This is a genomic window from Paenibacillus sp. FSL R7-0345 (genome assembly GCF_038595055.1).
In the GTDB taxonomy this organism is placed as follows: Bacteria; Bacillota; Bacilli; order Paenibacillales; family Paenibacillaceae; genus Paenibacillus_AQ.
On sequence record NZ_CP152002.1, the window covers coordinates 3,149,539 to 3,165,475 of the forward strand.

Sequence of the window (15,937 nt, forward strand, 5' to 3'; positions counted from 1 at the left end):
AGGACGATGGGAAAAACAGATGTTTAAAATTTTTCACATTTCTCATCTATACGGATATAGGACTATAGTTATATTATAGAATTGATCTTTTTTATGATGATAAATGAGCCGGGCGGTGTATGTGTTGTTGTGGGAAGTTGCCGGATTTATGTTTTTTTCAACAATTGAAGGTTTATCCTTGTACTACTTAATTATGTGTCTGTTCCGTTTTAAATGGAAAGAGTATGTGTGGCCAGCCATGGTCATCATTCTGCTTAATAATCTTCAGAGCTATTTGCTGCGCAATGAGCTGAACCTGGACAATCTCTCGCCGCTTATTACCGTTATCGTGTTCATTCTGCTGTTTGCTGCCGTTGTGCGGATGCCGGTTGTGCTGGCGGTGATTGCCACGATATCGGGATATGTCATTTTTGCGGCGGTTCAGACAGCGCTGGTCTTTATTCTGTTCGGATCGCTTGAGACGGTGAATGCGCATATTGCTAACGGTTATCTGCTGCAGACCGCTACCGCAGCGGCAGCTGTAGCCAGCTTCTGGTACCTGTACCGTAAAGGCAAGGGCTTCACGTTTGATCTGGACAAGCTCAGATTCAAGCTGGAGGATATTGTGCTCACGGGGCTGATCATTGTTTTTCTGCTGGCCATTTCTGTAGTGCTTTTTTATAATAATCTTCTATTTAACATTGTGTTCTTTATAGGGATGTCAGTGCTGCTATTGTACTATTCCACTAAGAAGGAGCAAGAGGATGCTTGAACGAATGGCAGGATGGGCTGCGGCCAGAATCAAACTGATGGTCCCCGAACATCCGGCTTCGTATGCAGTTCTCAGGTTTGCCCTTGCAGTAATCTTTAATATTATGCTGGTCATAAGCTGTACATTGCTGGTTTCGCTGGTTACAGGCAACACCGCGGAGGCTGGCCTGATTCTGATTTCGTTCGCTCTGCTGCGGCAGGTTTCCGGCGGTGTACATTTGAAGTCCGGCATGGCCTGTGTGATTGTTACAACAGTCATGTTCACTATTTTATCTTATGTGCAGGCCGGGCCGGCAGGCGTCCAGCTTATGAACGGTCTAAGCCTGCTGCTCGTCCTGCTGCTTGCCCCCGCCGGCATCGATAAGCAGACGAAAATACCAAGACAGCACTGGCCCAAGCTCAAAATAATCGCGGCTGTGCTCGTAACTATGAATTTCTTTATTGCTTCTCCTGTTATTGCGGCTGCTTTTGCAGCCCAGTCAATAAGTTTGGTACTTGCTTGGAGAAAGGGGAGCGGAAATCATCAGAACATTTAAGCACATAGCCGTGTATAAGCTGGCGTCAGTCCTGTTTGCCGTCGCTGCTTTTGTAGCAGATGCTGTACCGAGTATACTTTACATCCACCAGCCGGAGATTCCGGAAGAACTACTGAAATAGTATTGGAGCTGGTTTTATTGAGCAGTATGTCTGTAACCCGTGACGCCAAGGGGAACTCTGGATTGTCCGCCCTCGAAATCTCGGAAATCACTTACATGGAGTTTGAACGCAGTCTGTACAGAATCGTTCTCCATACGAAGGATGAAGTATTTTATACAGTAGGAACTCTGAAATACTGGGTAACCACCCTGAAGAGCTCGGGCTATAATTTTGTTCTGGCAGACCGCAACACCCTGATTAATGTCAAAAATATCGTTCAGCTGGACAAAACCTTCCACGTTGCCTATTTCGGCGAAAACCGCAAGGGCGTAGAACAAAAGTGTTTTCTGTCCGAAAAAGGCTATAAGCTGGTCGTTAAGGATGTCAAACTCTCGCATCCGAATATAACATTTATTGAGCTGCCGCTTTGGTAGTTCTTTTTTTATTGAAAGGAAAATATTGCATGCGGCGGGATGAGCCTATATACTCCATGTTAGCAGTTAAAATTTGAAATACATGGAGGGAAATGAACAAGGTGAAAAAGAAAATGACAGCTGCGTTTACCGCTTTTGCAGTTCTTGGCGGGATGGGAGCGGGAGTTGTAGCCGGTGCTAACCTGCAGGAGATTAAGGCATTCCTGAATCCGGGTATCAAATTTAAAGTGGATGGTCAGCCTGTCCAGCTGAAAAACAGCAGCGGCGCGGTGATAGCTCCAATATCCTACAACAATACGACCTATCTGCCGGTCAGATCGATCTCTGATCTGCTGGGGGTAACGGTTAGCTTTGATGCGGTCTCCAACACTATTTCTTTAGGCGAACAGACTGAGGGAGTATCGATTGCTGCCGGCTTTGACTCTGGCTATCACACTAAAGATCCTGATAAAACGGTCTACTTGGGCAAAGACTATAAGGATGTTCATTTCGATAACGGCAGCGGCTCACGCGGCAGCTCCTTCATGTTATATCCGGATAAAAAATACCAGAAGCTATATATCCAGGTGGCTGCCATCGGCGGCGACATTAAAGACTTCACCATTCAGGACAGTGATACAGATACTGTGCTGAAGAAACAGACCATTACAGCCGAGCAGGGGCTTGTTACCATTGAGGCCAACATTGCCGGAGTGAGTGAGATCTACGTAACGGGCCAGGTTAAAGACGGCGCTTCGATGTTTATTCCTTTGACTACTTCTTATTATAAATAGATTGTACGCATATTGATAAAGACATGAACAATGGTGTGCAGGCTGCCCGTTAACGGGTGGCCTTTTTCTGTCTTGTTGATAAGCTGCGAGTCTGGAATTGCCACCCGAATGCCACCTGATGTGGATTTAACTGGAACTAAGAAGGTTAGTGAATCTTGGGGATGCCTGATACATAAGGCTTTACACACAAAAAAATCGAGACCCTATTTCTAGGGTCTCTTTCATGGGAGAGGAGAAACCGGACGAAGAGCTTATGGGGAAACGTAAGCCTGCTCCGCGGTTGTCTACGACATTTTGTGATGTCGATAATTACATGATGTCCGGGAATGAACGGTTCTATACATCCTTTCTGAAACATTTTCTGCTGCACTTTAAAATGACACCGGTAGACAAACTTTTTATTTAACAGGACAATTGTGGTACTATAGGCTTGGACTTATGCCCCAAACGGCATAACAAACAGAGACATAGAGCAGGTGAATCGGTGAGAGTTGTATCGGGAAGTGCCAAGGGGAGACCCCTGAAAAGTGTTCCGGGTAACGGGACGCGTCCAACGACCGACAAGGTGAAGGAAGCGCTGTTCAGCATGATCGGGCCTTATTTTGATGGCGGCATCGCGCTGGATCTGTTTGCGGGTACCGGCGGACTTGGGATTGAAGCGCTAAGCAGAGGAATGGACCGTGCGGTTTTTGTGGACATGGAGCAGAAAAGCATCGACACAGTACGGGCAAATCTGAAAGCGGCAAAGGTGGAAGAGCAGGCTGAGGTTTACCGCAATGATGCCGGAAGAGCGCTTGGTGCGCTGGAGAAGCGGGGGCGGGCGTTTGATCTTGTGTTTTTGGACCCGCCGTACCGGCTGAAGCACGGGGATGAACTAATGCAGACCATGGCCGGCAAAGGATTGCTTAATCCTGAGGCGGTGATTGTACTGGAGCATGAGTCAAGCTATGCCTATCCTGAACATATTCCGGGATTCTACCGGACACGGCAGGCTATATATGGTGAGACGGCGATCTCCATCTATCAGTATGAAGCTGTTTCTGAGGAAGCTGGCGGAAGCGGCAAGGAGGGTAACGATGAGTCTGCAAATTAGAAAAGAACGTGTCGCCATTTATCCGGGAAGCTTCGATCCGGTTACGATGGGGCATATCGATATTATCCGGCGCGCTGCCAAACAGTTTGACCGGCTGATTGTCACCGTGCTTAATAATCTCAGCAAAAAACCGATGTTCACCGTGGAAGAGCGAACGGAGCTGCTGCGGCAGGCTACGGCGGATCTTCCGAATGTGGAGGTGGACAGCTTCCGGGATCTGCTGGTGAATTATCTGCGTCAAAAGAATGCCCAGGTCATCGTGCGCGGGATTCGTACGGTCACCGACTTTGAATATGAGCTGCAGACCGCTTCAATTAATCACAGCCTTGATCCTGAAGTAGAGACTATCTTTATGATGACGAATCCGAAATATTCCTATCTCAGCTCAAGTGTGGTGAAGGAGCTGGCGCATTTCGGCGGAAATGTATCCGAATTTGTTACTCCTGAAGTCGAGCAGGCGATGAAGCTTAAGTTTAGCCAGCTGGACGCCGGAACCAGATAATGATATAAACTGCTGCTGACAATACAGTAAGCAGCAGCAAAAGAAGAGCCTGCAGGCTGAGCAGCTGCGGGACCATATTCCAGACGGCCAGCGGACCGGCAATGCCTGCAGAGCCTGCCGGTTCTGTACCGCTGACCGCCGGCAGTGCAGCAGCCGGCACCTTCTGCAGCGGCTGCCAAAGTACAAAGGTTAAACCAAAAGCGTACAGGCTATGCAGCAGCCGGCCGGCGGCGAATGGAAGAAACCGGGCTTTGGCCTGCTTCAAGGCGGTCAGTGCCTGAAGCTGCCCGCAGATCCCGCTCCACCCGAGCAGCGCAGACAGGAGCGCAAGGCTGGTTACCCCCATTGCGCTAAAGGCAAACGGCTCTGCAACATGCGAAGTCACAGCATTGGCGCCCAGATGGATTTCAAGTATGCTGGCAGTAAGCCCTTGCGGCAGCCGGGGAAACCAGGCGGATATAATGTTGATAACAACGGAGAACATGATCATATATCCGCCGATGACCATTAAGCTCTGTACTGCGGTGGCTACGGATTCGCCCAGCAGTCTGCCGAAGCTCCGGCCATCCTGTTCGCGTGCATCGAGTATCGCCTGCCGGACCCTTGACGGCAACCGGGCGGTTTTAACAGCCTGCGGTTGTCTGGTGCCGGCAGCTTTAGGGTCCCTGTCTGAGAACAGGGCTGCGGTGAAGCCTGCGGCCAAACCGGAGAGCCAGTGAATGGCAAGCAGGGCATAACCTGCTGCAGGGCTGTGCAGGAAAGCCGCACCGACAACGATAATTAGCGTTACGGGGCTTGCAAAATGAGCGAGTGACGCAAGGCGGCCGGCATCCTTGTCCGAAATGCCGCCTTGCTTATGAAGCTGCTGCACACCGCCTGCCCCTGCGGGGAATCCGGCAGTCATCCCAAGGGCCAGTGTCCAGCCGCCGGCTCCCGGCAGCCGGAACACTCTGGTCATGAGCGGACCCAGCAGGACACCAAAGCCGTGCACGAAGCCTGAGGCGGTCAGCATTTCCGAGAGAATCAGGAACGGCAGCAGTGCCGGGAAAATCAGCGTCCACCAGAGCTTCAGGCCCTGGAGTGAAGCCGCAAAAGAGGATTCCGGGGCTGAAATGATAGCAGCCGCCAGCAGGATGGCTGCTGCCCCGGACAGAAAAGGTGCCGAAGCTGAAGTTATTCTCCGCATTTTAACGTTATTCATTTTGAGCATCACCTCTTCATAGGTTAAAACATGGCTTACGACTGTTATCAATTTATGCACAGCAGACAACCATCATGCCACAGCTGTCACGGGCTGCTTGAAGCAGGCAGAGAGCGCAGGAAAGAAGGGAATAGCATTGAGGCAGCAAAAACGCCGGGTAGGATTCCGCGCGATCGCCTACTTGTTTACTTTTGTGGTTATACTATACGTTACCGTTTTTATGAATACGCCTTATATTGTGTATCAGCCCGGGCGGGCCTCTGAGGTCGCGCCGATGATCAAGGTGGAGAACGCGGATAAGGACGAGAAGGGCACGTTCATGATGACCACCGTGTCGGCAAGCTATGCCAATGTAGCGCTATTGATAGCGTCCATTTTTAATTCCAACAGTGAGGTTGTGCTGAAGGAGACACGGCTGGGGGACAAATCGGAGCAGGAATATGCAGCAGAGCAGGTATATTATATGAACAGCTCACAGTCTTTTGCCGTACAGGCTGCTTATCATGCGGCGGGTGTTCCTTACGAGGACGTAGTGGACTACCTGTATGTGTTTTCTGTGCCTGATACGACTAATCCCGGACAGTTCCGCCCGGGAGACCGGATTATCAGTGTGGAGGGGCAGCATATCCCCGATCCTCAGGCTTTATCGGCACTGTTGTCCTCCCGGAAAATCGGGGACAAGGTGGAGGCCGTACTGCAGCGGGATGGCAAGGAAATCACCGAGCAGGTAACGCTGGTTGAAGTAAAAGATGCGGATACCGGAGCCGGGAAACCCGGGTTTGGCGTAGTTATCGGAGCTGTCCAGAAGGTCGAGCCAAAGGTTGCCGGCAAGGCTGTCAGCTTCACGGATACAGATGTCGGGGGACCGTCAGCCGGGCTTATGTTTACTATGGAAATCTATAATCAGCTTACACCTGGGGATTTGACCGGAGGGCATAGAATCGCCGGGACGGGCACCATTACTGCTGAAGGCACTGTAGGAGCTATAGGCGGGGTCAAGCATAAAATAGTGGCTGCCGACCGTGAGCAGGCCGAGGTGTTTTTTGTGCCTGTCAAAAACTATGACGAGGCCAAAGCCAAGGCAGACGAAATAGGCACCTCCATGAAGCTGGTGCCTGTATCCACACTGGATGAGGCGCTGGATTACATGACCAAGCTGCCGGCTACATCATCACCGGCGGCTTGAGATAGTCAGCGTACAGGTCAGCCCGCTGCGGGTTAGTGAATGCTCCTGCGTAGGCGGCAGCTGCCCGGAGGTCACGGTCCAATCCGGGATGGGAGAACTGCGAGGGTGAGAGGACAACAGGCCAGGCCGCGGTCTGCTTCATCTTTTTGAGCAGCTTGCGGCCGCTTTCCCGGAAGCCGAGCACGCGGATATATCCGGGGCCGCCGGCTAAGAGGGACGGAGCCAGCTCAGCTCTGCTGTGATTTAATAAGGTATGAACAAGCAGACGCTGCAGGCGGGTATGCGTGTAGCGTTTGCTTTTTAGCGCATCCAGGAGTCCGCTTACGGTGAATTGATGCAGGTGCGGCAATACCTTGAGCAGCCGGTTCTCGAGCCCCTCATTCATATCCTGGAGCTCCCGCAGCTCTTCGGCGGTCCGGGTTACGAGGACGTGGCGCAGCTGGCTGCGGAAGTCCTCGAGACTAACCGGGCCTCTGCCGGCCGCATGCTCCCTTTCCAGAATGGACATGCTATATTCCGGCATGTATGCCGCCGGAGAGCCGCCCTCCAGCAGCAGCCGGCGGATCGCCGTCGCGCTGGCGATGGACGACCCGCCCTGCAGCGGGTCGTGGAACCCCGCGCCGGTGCGCGGCACGGTGAGGGGCCTGATCGCGCTGCCGAGCCGGCGCAGCGCGATCAGGTAGTGCAGGCCGAGGCTGTTGTTGGGCTGCCGCAGCAGCGCCTCGGCCTGGGCCGGACTTCCGTGCCTGCCGGGAGTCCGGGACCACACGGCCGCCGCAGCTGCGCTGTAGGCGGCCGGGAAGCCCGCTCCGAGCGCCAGGCGGCGGCGGAGCTCCTCCTGCAGCTCGCTGCTCTCATCGGCCAGGAACTCCGCCAGCCCGAGCAGCTCGCTTAAATGGCCTGCTTCGGAGCCGAAGCACAGGCTGTCGATGGCCCCGGTCGCTTCCAGCAGTGAGACTGCTCCGAAGGCGAACCATTCGGCCGGCTGCAGGGCGTAGCCGACCGGCAGCTCCAGCACGAGGTCGGCGCCCATATGCAGCGCCATCTCCGTGCGGGCCTGCTTGCTCACCGCCGCCGGCTCGCCGCGCTGGGTGAACGGGCCGCTCATCACCACGATGGAGGTGTCTGCACCGGACAGTCTTTTGGCCTCATTAAAATGATGGACATGGCCGTTATGTAAAGGATTGTATTCCGCGATGATGCCGACAGTAGTCACTGGACGTGTCACTCCAAATCGTATTTGATATATTGGGTTAATAGTTATATCATAAGTTGTCCCGGTTATCGAAACAATATAAAGGAAAAATGGTTGACAAACTTCGGTAATTCTAGGTATAATAATTTTTGTTTGTTTGGAGTGATGAATATGAAGATTCACTTTCGCAAATTGGCTAATGCCGATGAGCCCCTGCATCTCCATGAAACACTGGATATCAGCGAGCTTGTCAAAGGGCGGAAGGATATACTTGCTGTTGCACCGCTTACAGTGAACCTTAAAGCGCTGCCCGCGGGAACCGATAGTGTGAACGTGGTGGGAACATTGGAAGGGAATGTGGACATGTTATGTGCACGTTGCCTCAGCGAGGTTAACAGCAAATTGAACATTCCTTTTGCTGAAACATTCAAATGGCTTAAGCAGCCGCTTCTTCCAGAAGACGAAGATGACGAAATCATCTACGTTGAGGACGAGATTGTGGATCTTGTTCCTTACGCGGAAGAAAACTTCGTACTGCACTTACCGGATTCGGTATTGTGCAAGGCAGACTGTCTTGGTCTTTGTCAGACATGTGGACAAAATTTGAACGAAGGCACCTGCAGTTGCGACAACACAGTAGTCGATCCCCGGCTTGCTGCGTTGAAAGGATTCTTTACCAAGCAAGATGACTAAGAACAAATCCCGGGTTATAACGGGTCAAACACAAATTCAGGAGGCTGATAATCATGGCAGTACCACAACGCAGAACGTCCAAAACTCGCCGCGACAAACGTCGCACTCACTTCAAACTGGTAGTACCAGGTATGGTGAAATGTGAACAATGCGGAGAGCTGAAACTGGCTCACCACGTATGCAAAGTTTGCGGAACTTACAAAGCTAGAGAAATCATCAAACAATAGTTTGTGATAGGGAATAGCACTTCATCTTAGGGTGGGGTGCTATTTTTTATGGGCGGAAGAGTTTTTCGGTACCTGATTGGATTTTTGTCACTTCATTTCACACATTAACTGGATTTTATTGATAAGTTGTTGTAAAATCGCAGCTGATTTTAGCCCGAAATCCGCTTTGGGTGCTCAAACTGTGGAATTAAGTGACGTTTTTCCAATCGAGCTTCTCTTTAATGCGTTCATCCCGGATTTAGTTGATCATTACCCGCTTACCCCGGCTGATAGTGCGCTGTAGAATCATTTCTTTGGGAATGCCGATCGGCAATAGTTTAGAACTTCTCAGAAAACATTGGAATGGTGGTAGAAAGGGTTACTTTCGCACAAATTTTAATGACTGCAGCGGTGGGAAACGCTCACTAAATCAGACAGTCAGTCTACACTTGAGTCTAACGGACACCAGCGCCTTTATTTTCACCAAAAGAGGGTGATTTCCCGTCTAACGGGCCGTAGTGTGCTTATTACCTATTCTAAAGCTGTTTTTTAAGTTGATGTTAGCTATTAACGGCGCTGGTGTCCGTTAGCCTGCTAAAAAGGGCATATCATCACAAATAAAGGCCGCTCAGTCCGTTACATCCGGTGGAGTATCAGGTGGCTGCAGATGTCGATTCCTCAAAACTCGTGCAGCCGGCACGAGTTAGTCCCGTTTCATACATAACAACATTCCGCTATTTACCGCTTGATCCCCAGCTTGCCGGTATCCTGTATTGGAGCTGACCCGCCAGGCGGAGGACGACTCGTGAATGTAACTTTCATGTCAATGCTTTATTTTTGGCGGCTGATGCTTTATACTACATATTAGTACCAGGTTCTAAAATGAAATTTTAACCATAACAGCTATGATGACAGCGGCCTTTCCGCGGCCGGATGCTTTTTTCACGATATAAGAATACTAAGGCATATTGCCATAAATCATTTTTATATTCCATGCTATTGCGATAGACCTTCCGCTTCCGGATGGTCCAGCCGTTGTAGCCCCGAGCATGTGCCAGGAGGTGAGCCGCCATAGAGCGGATGTCCAAGAAAGAGCGCCAGCAGAAGCTGCTGCAGATCATAGACGGCAATCCCTTTGTGACAGACCGGGAGCTGACCCGGCAGCTCAAGGTGAGCATCCAGACAATCCGGCTGGACAGGCTGGAGCTGGGAATACCGGAACTGCGAGAACGGATGAAGCAGATGGCAGAGCACTCCTATGATCAGGTCCGCTCATTGCCGCCTGATGAAGTGGTCGGTGATATTGTTGATCTGCAGCTGGATAAGAGCGGTATTTCCATATTCGAGATCCGTGATGAGCATGTTTTTTCCAGAAACGGGATCGCCCGCGGCCATTATGTGTTTGGCCAGGCGAATTCGCTGGCGGTAGCTGTAATCAACGACGAGATTGCGCTGACGGCTTCCGCCGATATCCGGTTTGTGCGGATGGTGCGGCTCGGAGAGAAATGTATTGCCAAAGCGCAGGTGCGTTCGCTTGCCGGCCGGGGCGGCAAGGCCGAAGTGGACGTGTTTACGTATGTAGGAGAAGAGTTAGTGTTTCAGGGACATTTCATAGTGTACCGCTCTGCAGTTGAAGAAAACAGCGAAGGGGGAAACCGCAATGCTGATCGCCATTGATGCCATGGGCGGAGATAACGCACCTGAATGTAATGTGGAAGGTGCGTTATCTGCGGCCGCAGAATGGAGCGATACCCAGCTGGTGCTGGTTGGCGACGAAGCCAGGCTTGCACCGCTGCTGAAGAATAAGCCTTCCAATGTGACAGTTCGTCATGCGGGTGAGGTGATCGGTTCAGATGATGAACCGGTGAAGGCGGTACGCCGTAAAAAGGATTCATCGATGGTGGTAGCCGGCAGAATGGTGCGCGAAGGCGAAGCTGATGCCATGATTTCTTCCGGGAATACCGGGGCGCTGATGACTACCGGGCTGCTGGTGGTGGGCAGGATGGACGGTATAGAACGTCCTGCGCTGGCCCCGATGATTCCGACACTTGATGATGTCGGCGTGCTGGCACTGGATCTCGGAGCCAATATGGATGCCAAACCGCACCACCTGGCCCAGTATGCGCTTATGGGCAGCATCTACCGCAGCAAGGTGCACGGAATTGCCAGACCCCGCGTCGGCCTCCTCAATGTGGGCACAGAGCCGGGCAAAGGCAATGAGCTGACCAAGGAAGCTTATCCGCTGCTAGAAGCGCTGCCGGGCATTCATTTTGTCGGCAATGTGGAAGCGCGCGATGTGCTTACAGGCGCATGTGATGTGCTTGTATGCGACGGCTTTGCCGGAAATATCCTGCTCAAGACACTGGAGGGAACGGCCGGAGCAATGTTCTCCCTCCTCAAGGAGCAGTTCAGCAAGTCCCTCAAAACAAAGCTCGGTGCAGCCATTCTGATGCCGGAGCTGCGAAGTCTCAAAGGCAAAATGGATTACAAGGAACACGGCGGTGCGCCGCTTCTCGGCCTAAGCGGTCTGGTCGTAAAGGGCCACGGCTCCTCAGACGGCAACGCTGTGAAGAATGCGGTCAGACAGGCGCGGATTGCGCTGCAGGCGGGCCTAGTGTCCAGCATATCCAAGGAAATTAGCGGGAAGTGAGTGACGATATGAATCAGTTGCGTTCAGTAGGGATTATCGGTACAGGAAAATATGTGCCCGAGCAAATATTGACTAACAGCGATCTTGAAAAGATAGTCGAAACAAATGATGAATGGATTGTCAGCCGCACAGGTATCCGTGAACGGCATATTGCGGCGCCGCATGAGGCGACTTCGGATCTTGCCTATGAAGCTGCGCTGAAGGCGCTGGAATCTGCAGGGATGAAAGCCGAAGATCTGGACCTTATTATTATTGCTACTATTACTCCTGACACATCGTTCCCGTCCACAGCCTGTATTCTGCAGGATAAGCTGGGAGCCAAGAGTGCAGCAGCTTTTGACTTGTCGGCGGCTTGCTCCGGCTTTGTTTACAGCCTTGCTACGGCTACAAGCTTTATTAAGACCGGAATGTATAATAATGCGCTGGTTATCGGTGCGGACACGCTTTCGCGGATTACCGATTATACCGACCGCAACACCTGTGTCCTGTTTGGTGACGGTGCGGGTGCGGTAATTCTCGGTGAGGTTCCCGAAGGACGCGGGTTCCAGTCGTTTGACCTGGGAGCAGAAGGCGCAGGCGGCAGTCTGCTGAAGCTGGAAGCGGGCGGCTCGCGTCTGCCGGCATCTAATCAGACGATTGAAGACAAGAAGCATTTCATTTATATGAACGGCCGTGAAGTGTTCAAGTTTGCTGTGCGGGTAATGGGGACAGCAACGGAACGTGTACTTACCAAGGCGGGGCTAAGCAAGGAAAACATCGATCTGTTTGTACCGCATCAGGCGAACATCCGGATTATCCAATCCGCGATGCAGCGTCTGGATCTGCCGGAAGAGAAATGCGTAATCAATGTAGACCGTTACGCTAACACTTCCGCAGCTTCGATTCCGCTTGCCCTGGTTGAGGCGGCAGAGGAAGGTCGGATGAAGGAAGGCGACACCGTGCTGATGGTCGGCTTCGGCGGCGGACTTACCTGGGGAGCTTCCGTATTGATCTGGTAAACGAATAATGATTCCGGTGTACCGGCGGCTGCGGACAGCAGCGAAGCGGTACATGGGTTACGTGAAGGAGTCCGTACAATGGGTAAAATTGCATTTGTCTTTCCCGGTCAGGGTGCGCAGGCAGTCGGTATGGGTAAGGATGTATATGACGCACTGCCGCAAAGCCGTGCTGTATTTGATAAAGGTGACGAGGTGCTCGGATTTTCACTGAGCCGGCTTGTATTTGAAGGGCCGGACAGCGAACTGAAACAGACTGTGAATACACAGCCTGCTCTTGTTACAGCAAGTGTTGCCTACCTTGAAGCGCTTGGCGTCAAGGGACTGAAGCCGGATTATGTTGCCGGCCACAGCCTTGGCGAATACAGCGCCCTGGTGGCTGCCGGTGTCCTTTCTTATGAGGATGCTGTACAGCTTGTCCGGCTGCGCGGACGCTTTATGGAAGAAGCGGTTCCGGGCGGACAGGGGGCAATGGCTGCTGTACTCGGCGCAGAACGTGAGGCGCTTGCCGGGCTGTGCCGCAGCATTACCGCTGAAGGTAATATTGTTGAGCTGGCCAATGTTAACTGCCCGGGACAGATTGTTGTATCCGGTTCGCAGGCAGGTGTCAGTGCTGTGGTGGAACGGGTTAAGGAAGCCGGCGGCAAGCGGGCGATTCCGCTTGAAGTCAGCGGACCGTTCCACTCTTCAATGATGAAGGAAGCTGCGGAGCGTCTGGCTGCTGAACTGCAGCGTGTAACCTTTACCGCTCCTGCTGTGCCTGTAGTGGTCAATGTAACTGCCGCACCTGTAACTGATCCTGAGGAAATCCGTGAGCTGCTTGTCCGTCAGGTATATTCACCGGTCCTCTGGCAGGACAGCGTGGAATGGCTGATCGCAAACGGCGTGGATACTTTTGTAGAGATCGGCTCCGGCAGCGTGCTGGCCGGCCTGATCCGCAAGATCGACAAGACAGTCAAGGTAATCGGCATTAACAGTCTGGAAAGTGTGCAGGCTGAAGTATAACTGCCGAAACCTATCACAGGCATATGAAGGAAAGGGGAATATACAATGTTCTCAGCATTACAAGGCCAGACGGCGCTCGTCACCGGCGGCTCCCGCGGGATTGGACGCAGCATTGCGCTGGCACTGGCGGAGCAAGGCGTGAAGGTGGCCGTGAACTATTCCGGCAGTGAAGCTGCTGCGCAGGAGACTGTTGCACGGATCGCCGAGCTGGGCTCGGAGGGCATCGCCCTTAAGGGGAATGTCGGTATCAGTGAACAGGCGGAGAACCTCGTCAAAGAGGTGATCAATACCTGGGGCAGAATCGACATTCTGGTTAACAATGCCGGTATTACCCGTGATAATCTGATTATGCGTATGAAGGAAGAAGAATTTGATCAGGTTATTGAAACCAACCTCAAAGGTGTGTTTAACTGTCTTAAGGCTGTTACACGTCCGATGATGAAGCAGCGCTACGGCCGGATCATTAATATTTCTTCCGTTGTAGGCGTAACCGGAAACCCGGGTCAGATCAATTATACCGCCGCCAAGGCAGGGGTAATCGGGATGACCAAATCGGCGGCGCGGGAGCTGGCTTCCCGCGGGATCACCGTGAATTGCATTGCTCCCGGGTTCATTGATACCGATATGACCCGTGAGCTGTCCGATGAAGTCCGCAGCGAGCTGGTGAAGGGGATTCCCCTTGCCCAGCTAGGGCGGCCGGAGGACATTGCTAACACGGCTGTATTTTTGGCCTCGCAGGGGGCAGCTTATATGACAGGCCAGACACTCCATGTGGACGGCGGCATGTACATGTAAGGCTTAAAGCAAACTTTGAGCAGCTATGGAGGAAACGGGAAGAGGCGGCCGGAAAGCGTTTTTTATGCTCTATGGTATTTTGACTTCATATCTCGTATAATACCAAAAGAGGAGGTGAACCGGATGTCCGATGTATTGGAGCGTGTAAAACGCATTGTCATCGACCGCTTAGGTGCCGATGAAGCAGAGGTAACATTAGAAGCGTCTTTCAAAGATGATTTGGGTGCTGATTCTCTTGATGTAGTAGAATTGGTTATGGAATTGGAAGATGAATTCGACATGGAAATCTCTGATGAAGATGCAGAGAAGATTACGACCGTGGGTGAAGTTGTGAAGTACATACAATCTCATACCTAGAGTCATATGATTGAGGGTCCCGCCCCCCTGGGGACGGGATTCTCCTCATTTTACACATCATTTGCAAGTCTGAAGGCTGCCAAGCGCACCTTTAACCGGGGAAAATTACAGAACCGCAGGCAGACAAGCTTTGGCGGGGATTGCAGTTTATATAGAGATTTTAAAGAGCAGTGCTTCGTTATTATGAAGTATACAGCCTACAGATGGGGTGATTGCGTTTGAGTCATAGAGTAGTTGTTACCGGTATGGGCGTGATAACGTCCCTGGGCAAGGATCTGGATACGTTCTGGGAGAGCCTGATGAACGGCAAATCCGGAGTATCCACGGTGGATGCCTTTGATGTCAGTGATTATACTACGAAGATTGCTGCTTCAATTAAGGATTTCGATGCGGAAGAGCGTTTCGGCCGCAAGGAAGCCCGTAAGATGGACCGGTTCGTGCAGTTTGCGGTAGCCGCCGGTGAGGAAGCGCTGAAGGACAGCGGACTCAAGATCGGTGAGGATATTGATGCAGAGCGGATCGGCGTATCTGTCGGCTCCGGTATCGGCGGTCTGGGAACATGGGAAGACAATCACAACCTGCTGCTCGAAAAAGGGCCTAAGCGGGTGAGCCCGTTCTTCATTCCGATGATGATTGCCAATATGGGCTCCGGACAGCTGTCGATCAACCTCGGCGCCAAAGGGCCTAACACTACGACCGTTACTGCTTGTGCAACAGGAAGCCACTCCATCGGAGAATCCTTCCGGCTGATCCAGCGCGGCGATGCTGATGCAATGATCTGTGGCGGTTCGGAAGCGACGATTCGTCCGACAGGTATGGCCGGTTTCTGCGCAATGCGGGCAATGTCGACCCGTAACGACGAGCCTGAGAAGGCAAGCCGCCCGTTTGACATTGGCCGTGACGGCTTTGTAATGGGTGAAGGCGCCGGCATTCTGATCTTGGAATCGCTTGAGCATGCTGAGAAGCGCGGAGCGAAGATCTATGCCGAAGTGATCGGTTACGGTCTCAGTGCCGATGCCCATCACATGACAGATCCGGACCCTGACGGTGCAGCACGCTGCATGAAGATGGCCATCCGTGACGCCGGAATTAATCCGGAGGATATTGATTATATCAACGCACACGGAACATCTACGCCTGCAGGCGACAAGTCGGAAACGACTGCCGTGAAGAAGGCGCTTGGAGATCATGCTTATAAGGTAGCAATCAGCTCGACGAAGTCGATGACCGGGCATCTGCTTGGTGCAGCCGGCGGCGTTGAAGCAATCATCTGCGGTCTTTCCCTGCAGAAGAATATGATTGCACCTACCATTAACCTGGACAACCAGGACCCTGAGTGCGACCTGGATTACGTTCCGAATGTTCCGCGTGAAGCGGATCTCAACGTCGTTATGTCCAACTCGTTCGGATTTGGGGGACATAACGCTACCGTTATTCTCAAAAAATACAAACAGTAAGGGGAGAAC

At 52.2% G+C, this 15,937-nt stretch carries 18 protein-coding genes; 16 read left to right on the plus strand and 2 right to left on the minus strand.

Annotation, left to right across the window (positions count from 1 at the left end):
- The first annotated feature begins 148 nt into the window (after positions 1-148).
- The 6 genes from NST84_RS13375 (at position 149) to coaD (ending at position 4,188) form a co-directional block, all read left to right on the plus strand.
- Positions 149-751 carry a hypothetical protein gene (locus NST84_RS13375; protein ID WP_342566036.1) on the plus strand — a complete coding sequence of 201 codons (603 nt, stop codon included), beginning with the start codon at positions 149-151 and terminating at the stop codon, positions 749-751.
- Positions 752-755: 4 nt separating this feature from the next.
- Complete coding sequence (locus NST84_RS13380) at positions 756-1,286, plus strand: accessory gene regulator B family protein (protein WP_342566037.1); 531 nt, start codon at positions 756-758, stop codon at positions 1,284-1,286.
- Positions 1,287-1,433: 147 nt separating this feature from the next.
- The gene (locus NST84_RS13385) at positions 1,434-1,820 is read left to right on the plus strand and encodes a LytTR family transcriptional regulator DNA-binding domain-containing protein (protein WP_342566426.1); all 387 of its coding nucleotides are present in this window, start codon (positions 1,434-1,436) and stop codon (positions 1,818-1,820) included.
- A 92-nt stretch (positions 1,821-1,912) separates the two neighbouring features.
- Positions 1,913-2,593, plus strand: coding sequence for a hypothetical protein (locus NST84_RS13390; RefSeq protein WP_342566038.1), 681 nt, complete (start codon positions 1,913-1,915; stop codon positions 2,591-2,593).
- 430 nt (positions 2,594-3,023) lie between these two features.
- Positions 3,024-3,686, plus strand: a complete 663-nt coding sequence (gene rsmD / locus NST84_RS13395; RefSeq protein ID WP_342566039.1) for a 16S rRNA (guanine(966)-N(2))-methyltransferase RsmD — start codon at positions 3,024-3,026, stop codon at positions 3,684-3,686.
- On the plus strand, positions 3,670-4,188 hold the full coding sequence (coaD, locus tag NST84_RS13400) for a pantetheine-phosphate adenylyltransferase (RefSeq protein WP_221799791.1): 519 nt from the start codon (positions 3,670-3,672) through the stop codon (positions 4,186-4,188). The genes rsmD and coaD overlap by 17 nt, the downstream gene beginning before the upstream one ends.
- Here coaD and NST84_RS13405 read toward each other — a convergent pair.
- Positions 4,160-5,389 carry a nucleoside recognition domain-containing protein gene (locus NST84_RS13405; protein WP_342566040.1) on the minus strand — a complete coding sequence of 410 codons (1,230 nt, stop codon included), beginning with the start codon at positions 5,387-5,389 and terminating at the stop codon, positions 4,160-4,162. The two genes, coaD and NST84_RS13405, sit on opposite strands and share 29 nt — an antisense overlap.
- Positions 5,390-5,525: 136 nt before the next feature.
- Here NST84_RS13405 and NST84_RS13410 point away from each other — a divergent pair, with 136 nt between their 5' ends.
- Positions 5,526-6,575: a SepM family pheromone-processing serine protease gene (locus NST84_RS13410; RefSeq protein WP_342566041.1), complete on the plus strand. Its 1,050-nt coding sequence runs from the start codon at positions 5,526-5,528 to the stop codon at positions 6,573-6,575.
- Here NST84_RS13410 and NST84_RS13415 read toward each other — a convergent pair.
- Positions 6,553-7,791: a nucleotidyltransferase gene (locus NST84_RS13415; protein ID WP_342566042.1), complete on the minus strand. Its 1,239-nt coding sequence runs from the start codon at positions 7,789-7,791 to the stop codon at positions 6,553-6,555. The genes NST84_RS13410 and NST84_RS13415 overlap by 23 nt on opposite strands.
- Positions 7,792-7,941: 150 nt before the next feature.
- Here NST84_RS13415 and NST84_RS13420 point away from each other — a divergent pair, with 150 nt between their 5' ends.
- From NST84_RS13420 to fabF, 9 genes are all read left to right on the plus strand, one after another.
- Positions 7,942-8,463, plus strand: a complete 522-nt coding sequence (locus tag NST84_RS13420) for a DUF177 domain-containing protein (protein ID WP_342566043.1) — start codon at positions 7,942-7,944, stop codon at positions 8,461-8,463.
- Positions 8,464-8,516: 53 nt separating this feature from the next.
- Positions 8,517-8,690 carry a 50S ribosomal protein L32 gene (gene rpmF / locus NST84_RS13425; protein ID WP_019911234.1) on the plus strand — a complete coding sequence of 58 codons (174 nt, stop codon included), beginning with the start codon at positions 8,517-8,519 and terminating at the stop codon, positions 8,688-8,690.
- 1,059 nt (positions 8,691-9,749) lie between these two features.
- A complete protein-coding gene (fapR, locus tag NST84_RS13430) occupies positions 9,750-10,346 on the plus strand; it encodes a transcription factor FapR (protein WP_342566044.1) in 597 nt (198 codons plus the stop codon).
- On the plus strand, positions 10,330-11,319 hold the full coding sequence (gene plsX, locus NST84_RS13435) for a phosphate acyltransferase PlsX (RefSeq protein ID WP_342566045.1): 990 nt from the start codon (positions 10,330-10,332) through the stop codon (positions 11,317-11,319). The genes fapR and plsX overlap by 17 nt, the downstream gene beginning before the upstream one ends.
- An 8-nt stretch (positions 11,320-11,327) precedes the next feature.
- A complete protein-coding gene (locus tag NST84_RS13440; protein ID WP_342566046.1) occupies positions 11,328-12,317 on the plus strand; it encodes a beta-ketoacyl-ACP synthase III in 990 nt (329 codons plus the stop codon).
- 78 nt (positions 12,318-12,395) lie between these two features.
- The gene (gene fabD, locus NST84_RS13445; RefSeq protein ID WP_342566047.1) at positions 12,396-13,319 is read left to right on the plus strand and encodes an ACP S-malonyltransferase; all 924 of its coding nucleotides are present in this window, start codon (positions 12,396-12,398) and stop codon (positions 13,317-13,319) included.
- 45 nt (positions 13,320-13,364) lie between these two features.
- The gene (fabG, locus tag NST84_RS13450; RefSeq protein ID WP_342566048.1) at positions 13,365-14,114 is read left to right on the plus strand and encodes a 3-oxoacyl-[acyl-carrier-protein] reductase; all 750 of its coding nucleotides are present in this window, start codon (positions 13,365-13,367) and stop codon (positions 14,112-14,114) included.
- A gap of 123 nt (positions 14,115-14,237) precedes the next feature.
- Positions 14,238-14,471, plus strand: coding sequence for an acyl carrier protein (locus tag NST84_RS13455; protein WP_019911228.1), 234 nt, complete (start codon positions 14,238-14,240; stop codon positions 14,469-14,471).
- Between the two features lie 218 nt (positions 14,472-14,689).
- On the plus strand, positions 14,690-15,928 hold the full coding sequence (gene fabF / locus NST84_RS13460; protein ID WP_342566049.1) for a beta-ketoacyl-ACP synthase II: 1,239 nt from the start codon (positions 14,690-14,692) through the stop codon (positions 15,926-15,928).
- The last annotated feature ends 9 nt before the right edge of the window (positions 15,929-15,937 follow it).

What these genes read in the sequence shown, in the direction of transcription:
- fabD (WP_342566047.1), top strand. Translation starts at nt 12,396, where the DNA reads ATGGGTAAAATTGCATTTGTCTTTCCCGGTCAGGGTGCGCAGGCAGTC.
- fapR (WP_342566044.1), top strand. Translation starts at nt 9,750, where the DNA reads ATGTCCAAGAAAGAGCGCCAGCAGAAGCTGCTGCAGATCATAGACGGC.
- fabG (WP_342566048.1), top strand. Translation starts at nt 13,365, where the DNA reads ATGTTCTCAGCATTACAAGGCCAGACGGCGCTCGTCACCGGCGGCTCC.
- NST84_RS13440 (WP_342566046.1), top strand. Translation starts at nt 11,328, where the DNA reads ATGAATCAGTTGCGTTCAGTAGGGATTATCGGTACAGGAAAATATGTG.
- NST84_RS13385 (WP_342566426.1), top strand. Translation starts at nt 1,434, where the DNA reads ATGTCTGTAACCCGTGACGCCAAGGGGAACTCTGGATTGTCCGCCCTC.
- NST84_RS13375 (WP_342566036.1), top strand. Translation starts at nt 149, where the DNA reads ATGTTTTTTTCAACAATTGAAGGTTTATCCTTGTACTACTTAATTATG.
- NST84_RS13420 (WP_342566043.1), top strand. Translation starts at nt 7,942, where the DNA reads ATGAAGATTCACTTTCGCAAATTGGCTAATGCCGATGAGCCCCTGCAT.
- NST84_RS13390 (WP_342566038.1), top strand. Translation starts at nt 1,913, where the DNA reads ATGAACAAGGTGAAAAAGAAAATGACAGCTGCGTTTACCGCTTTTGCA.
- rpmF (WP_019911234.1), top strand. Translation starts at nt 8,517, where the DNA reads ATGGCAGTACCACAACGCAGAACGTCCAAAACTCGCCGCGACAAACGT.
- coaD (WP_221799791.1), top strand. Translation starts at nt 3,670, where the DNA reads ATGAGTCTGCAAATTAGAAAAGAACGTGTCGCCATTTATCCGGGAAGC.
- NST84_RS13405 (WP_342566040.1), bottom strand. Translation starts at nt 5,389, where the DNA reads ATGAATAACGTTAAAATGCGGAGAATAACTTCAGCTTCGGCACCTTTT.
- NST84_RS13455 (WP_019911228.1), top strand. Translation starts at nt 14,238, where the DNA reads ATGTCCGATGTATTGGAGCGTGTAAAACGCATTGTCATCGACCGCTTA.
- plsX (WP_342566045.1), top strand. Translation starts at nt 10,330, where the DNA reads ATGCTGATCGCCATTGATGCCATGGGCGGAGATAACGCACCTGAATGT.
- NST84_RS13380 (WP_342566037.1), top strand. Translation starts at nt 756, where the DNA reads ATGGCAGGATGGGCTGCGGCCAGAATCAAACTGATGGTCCCCGAACAT.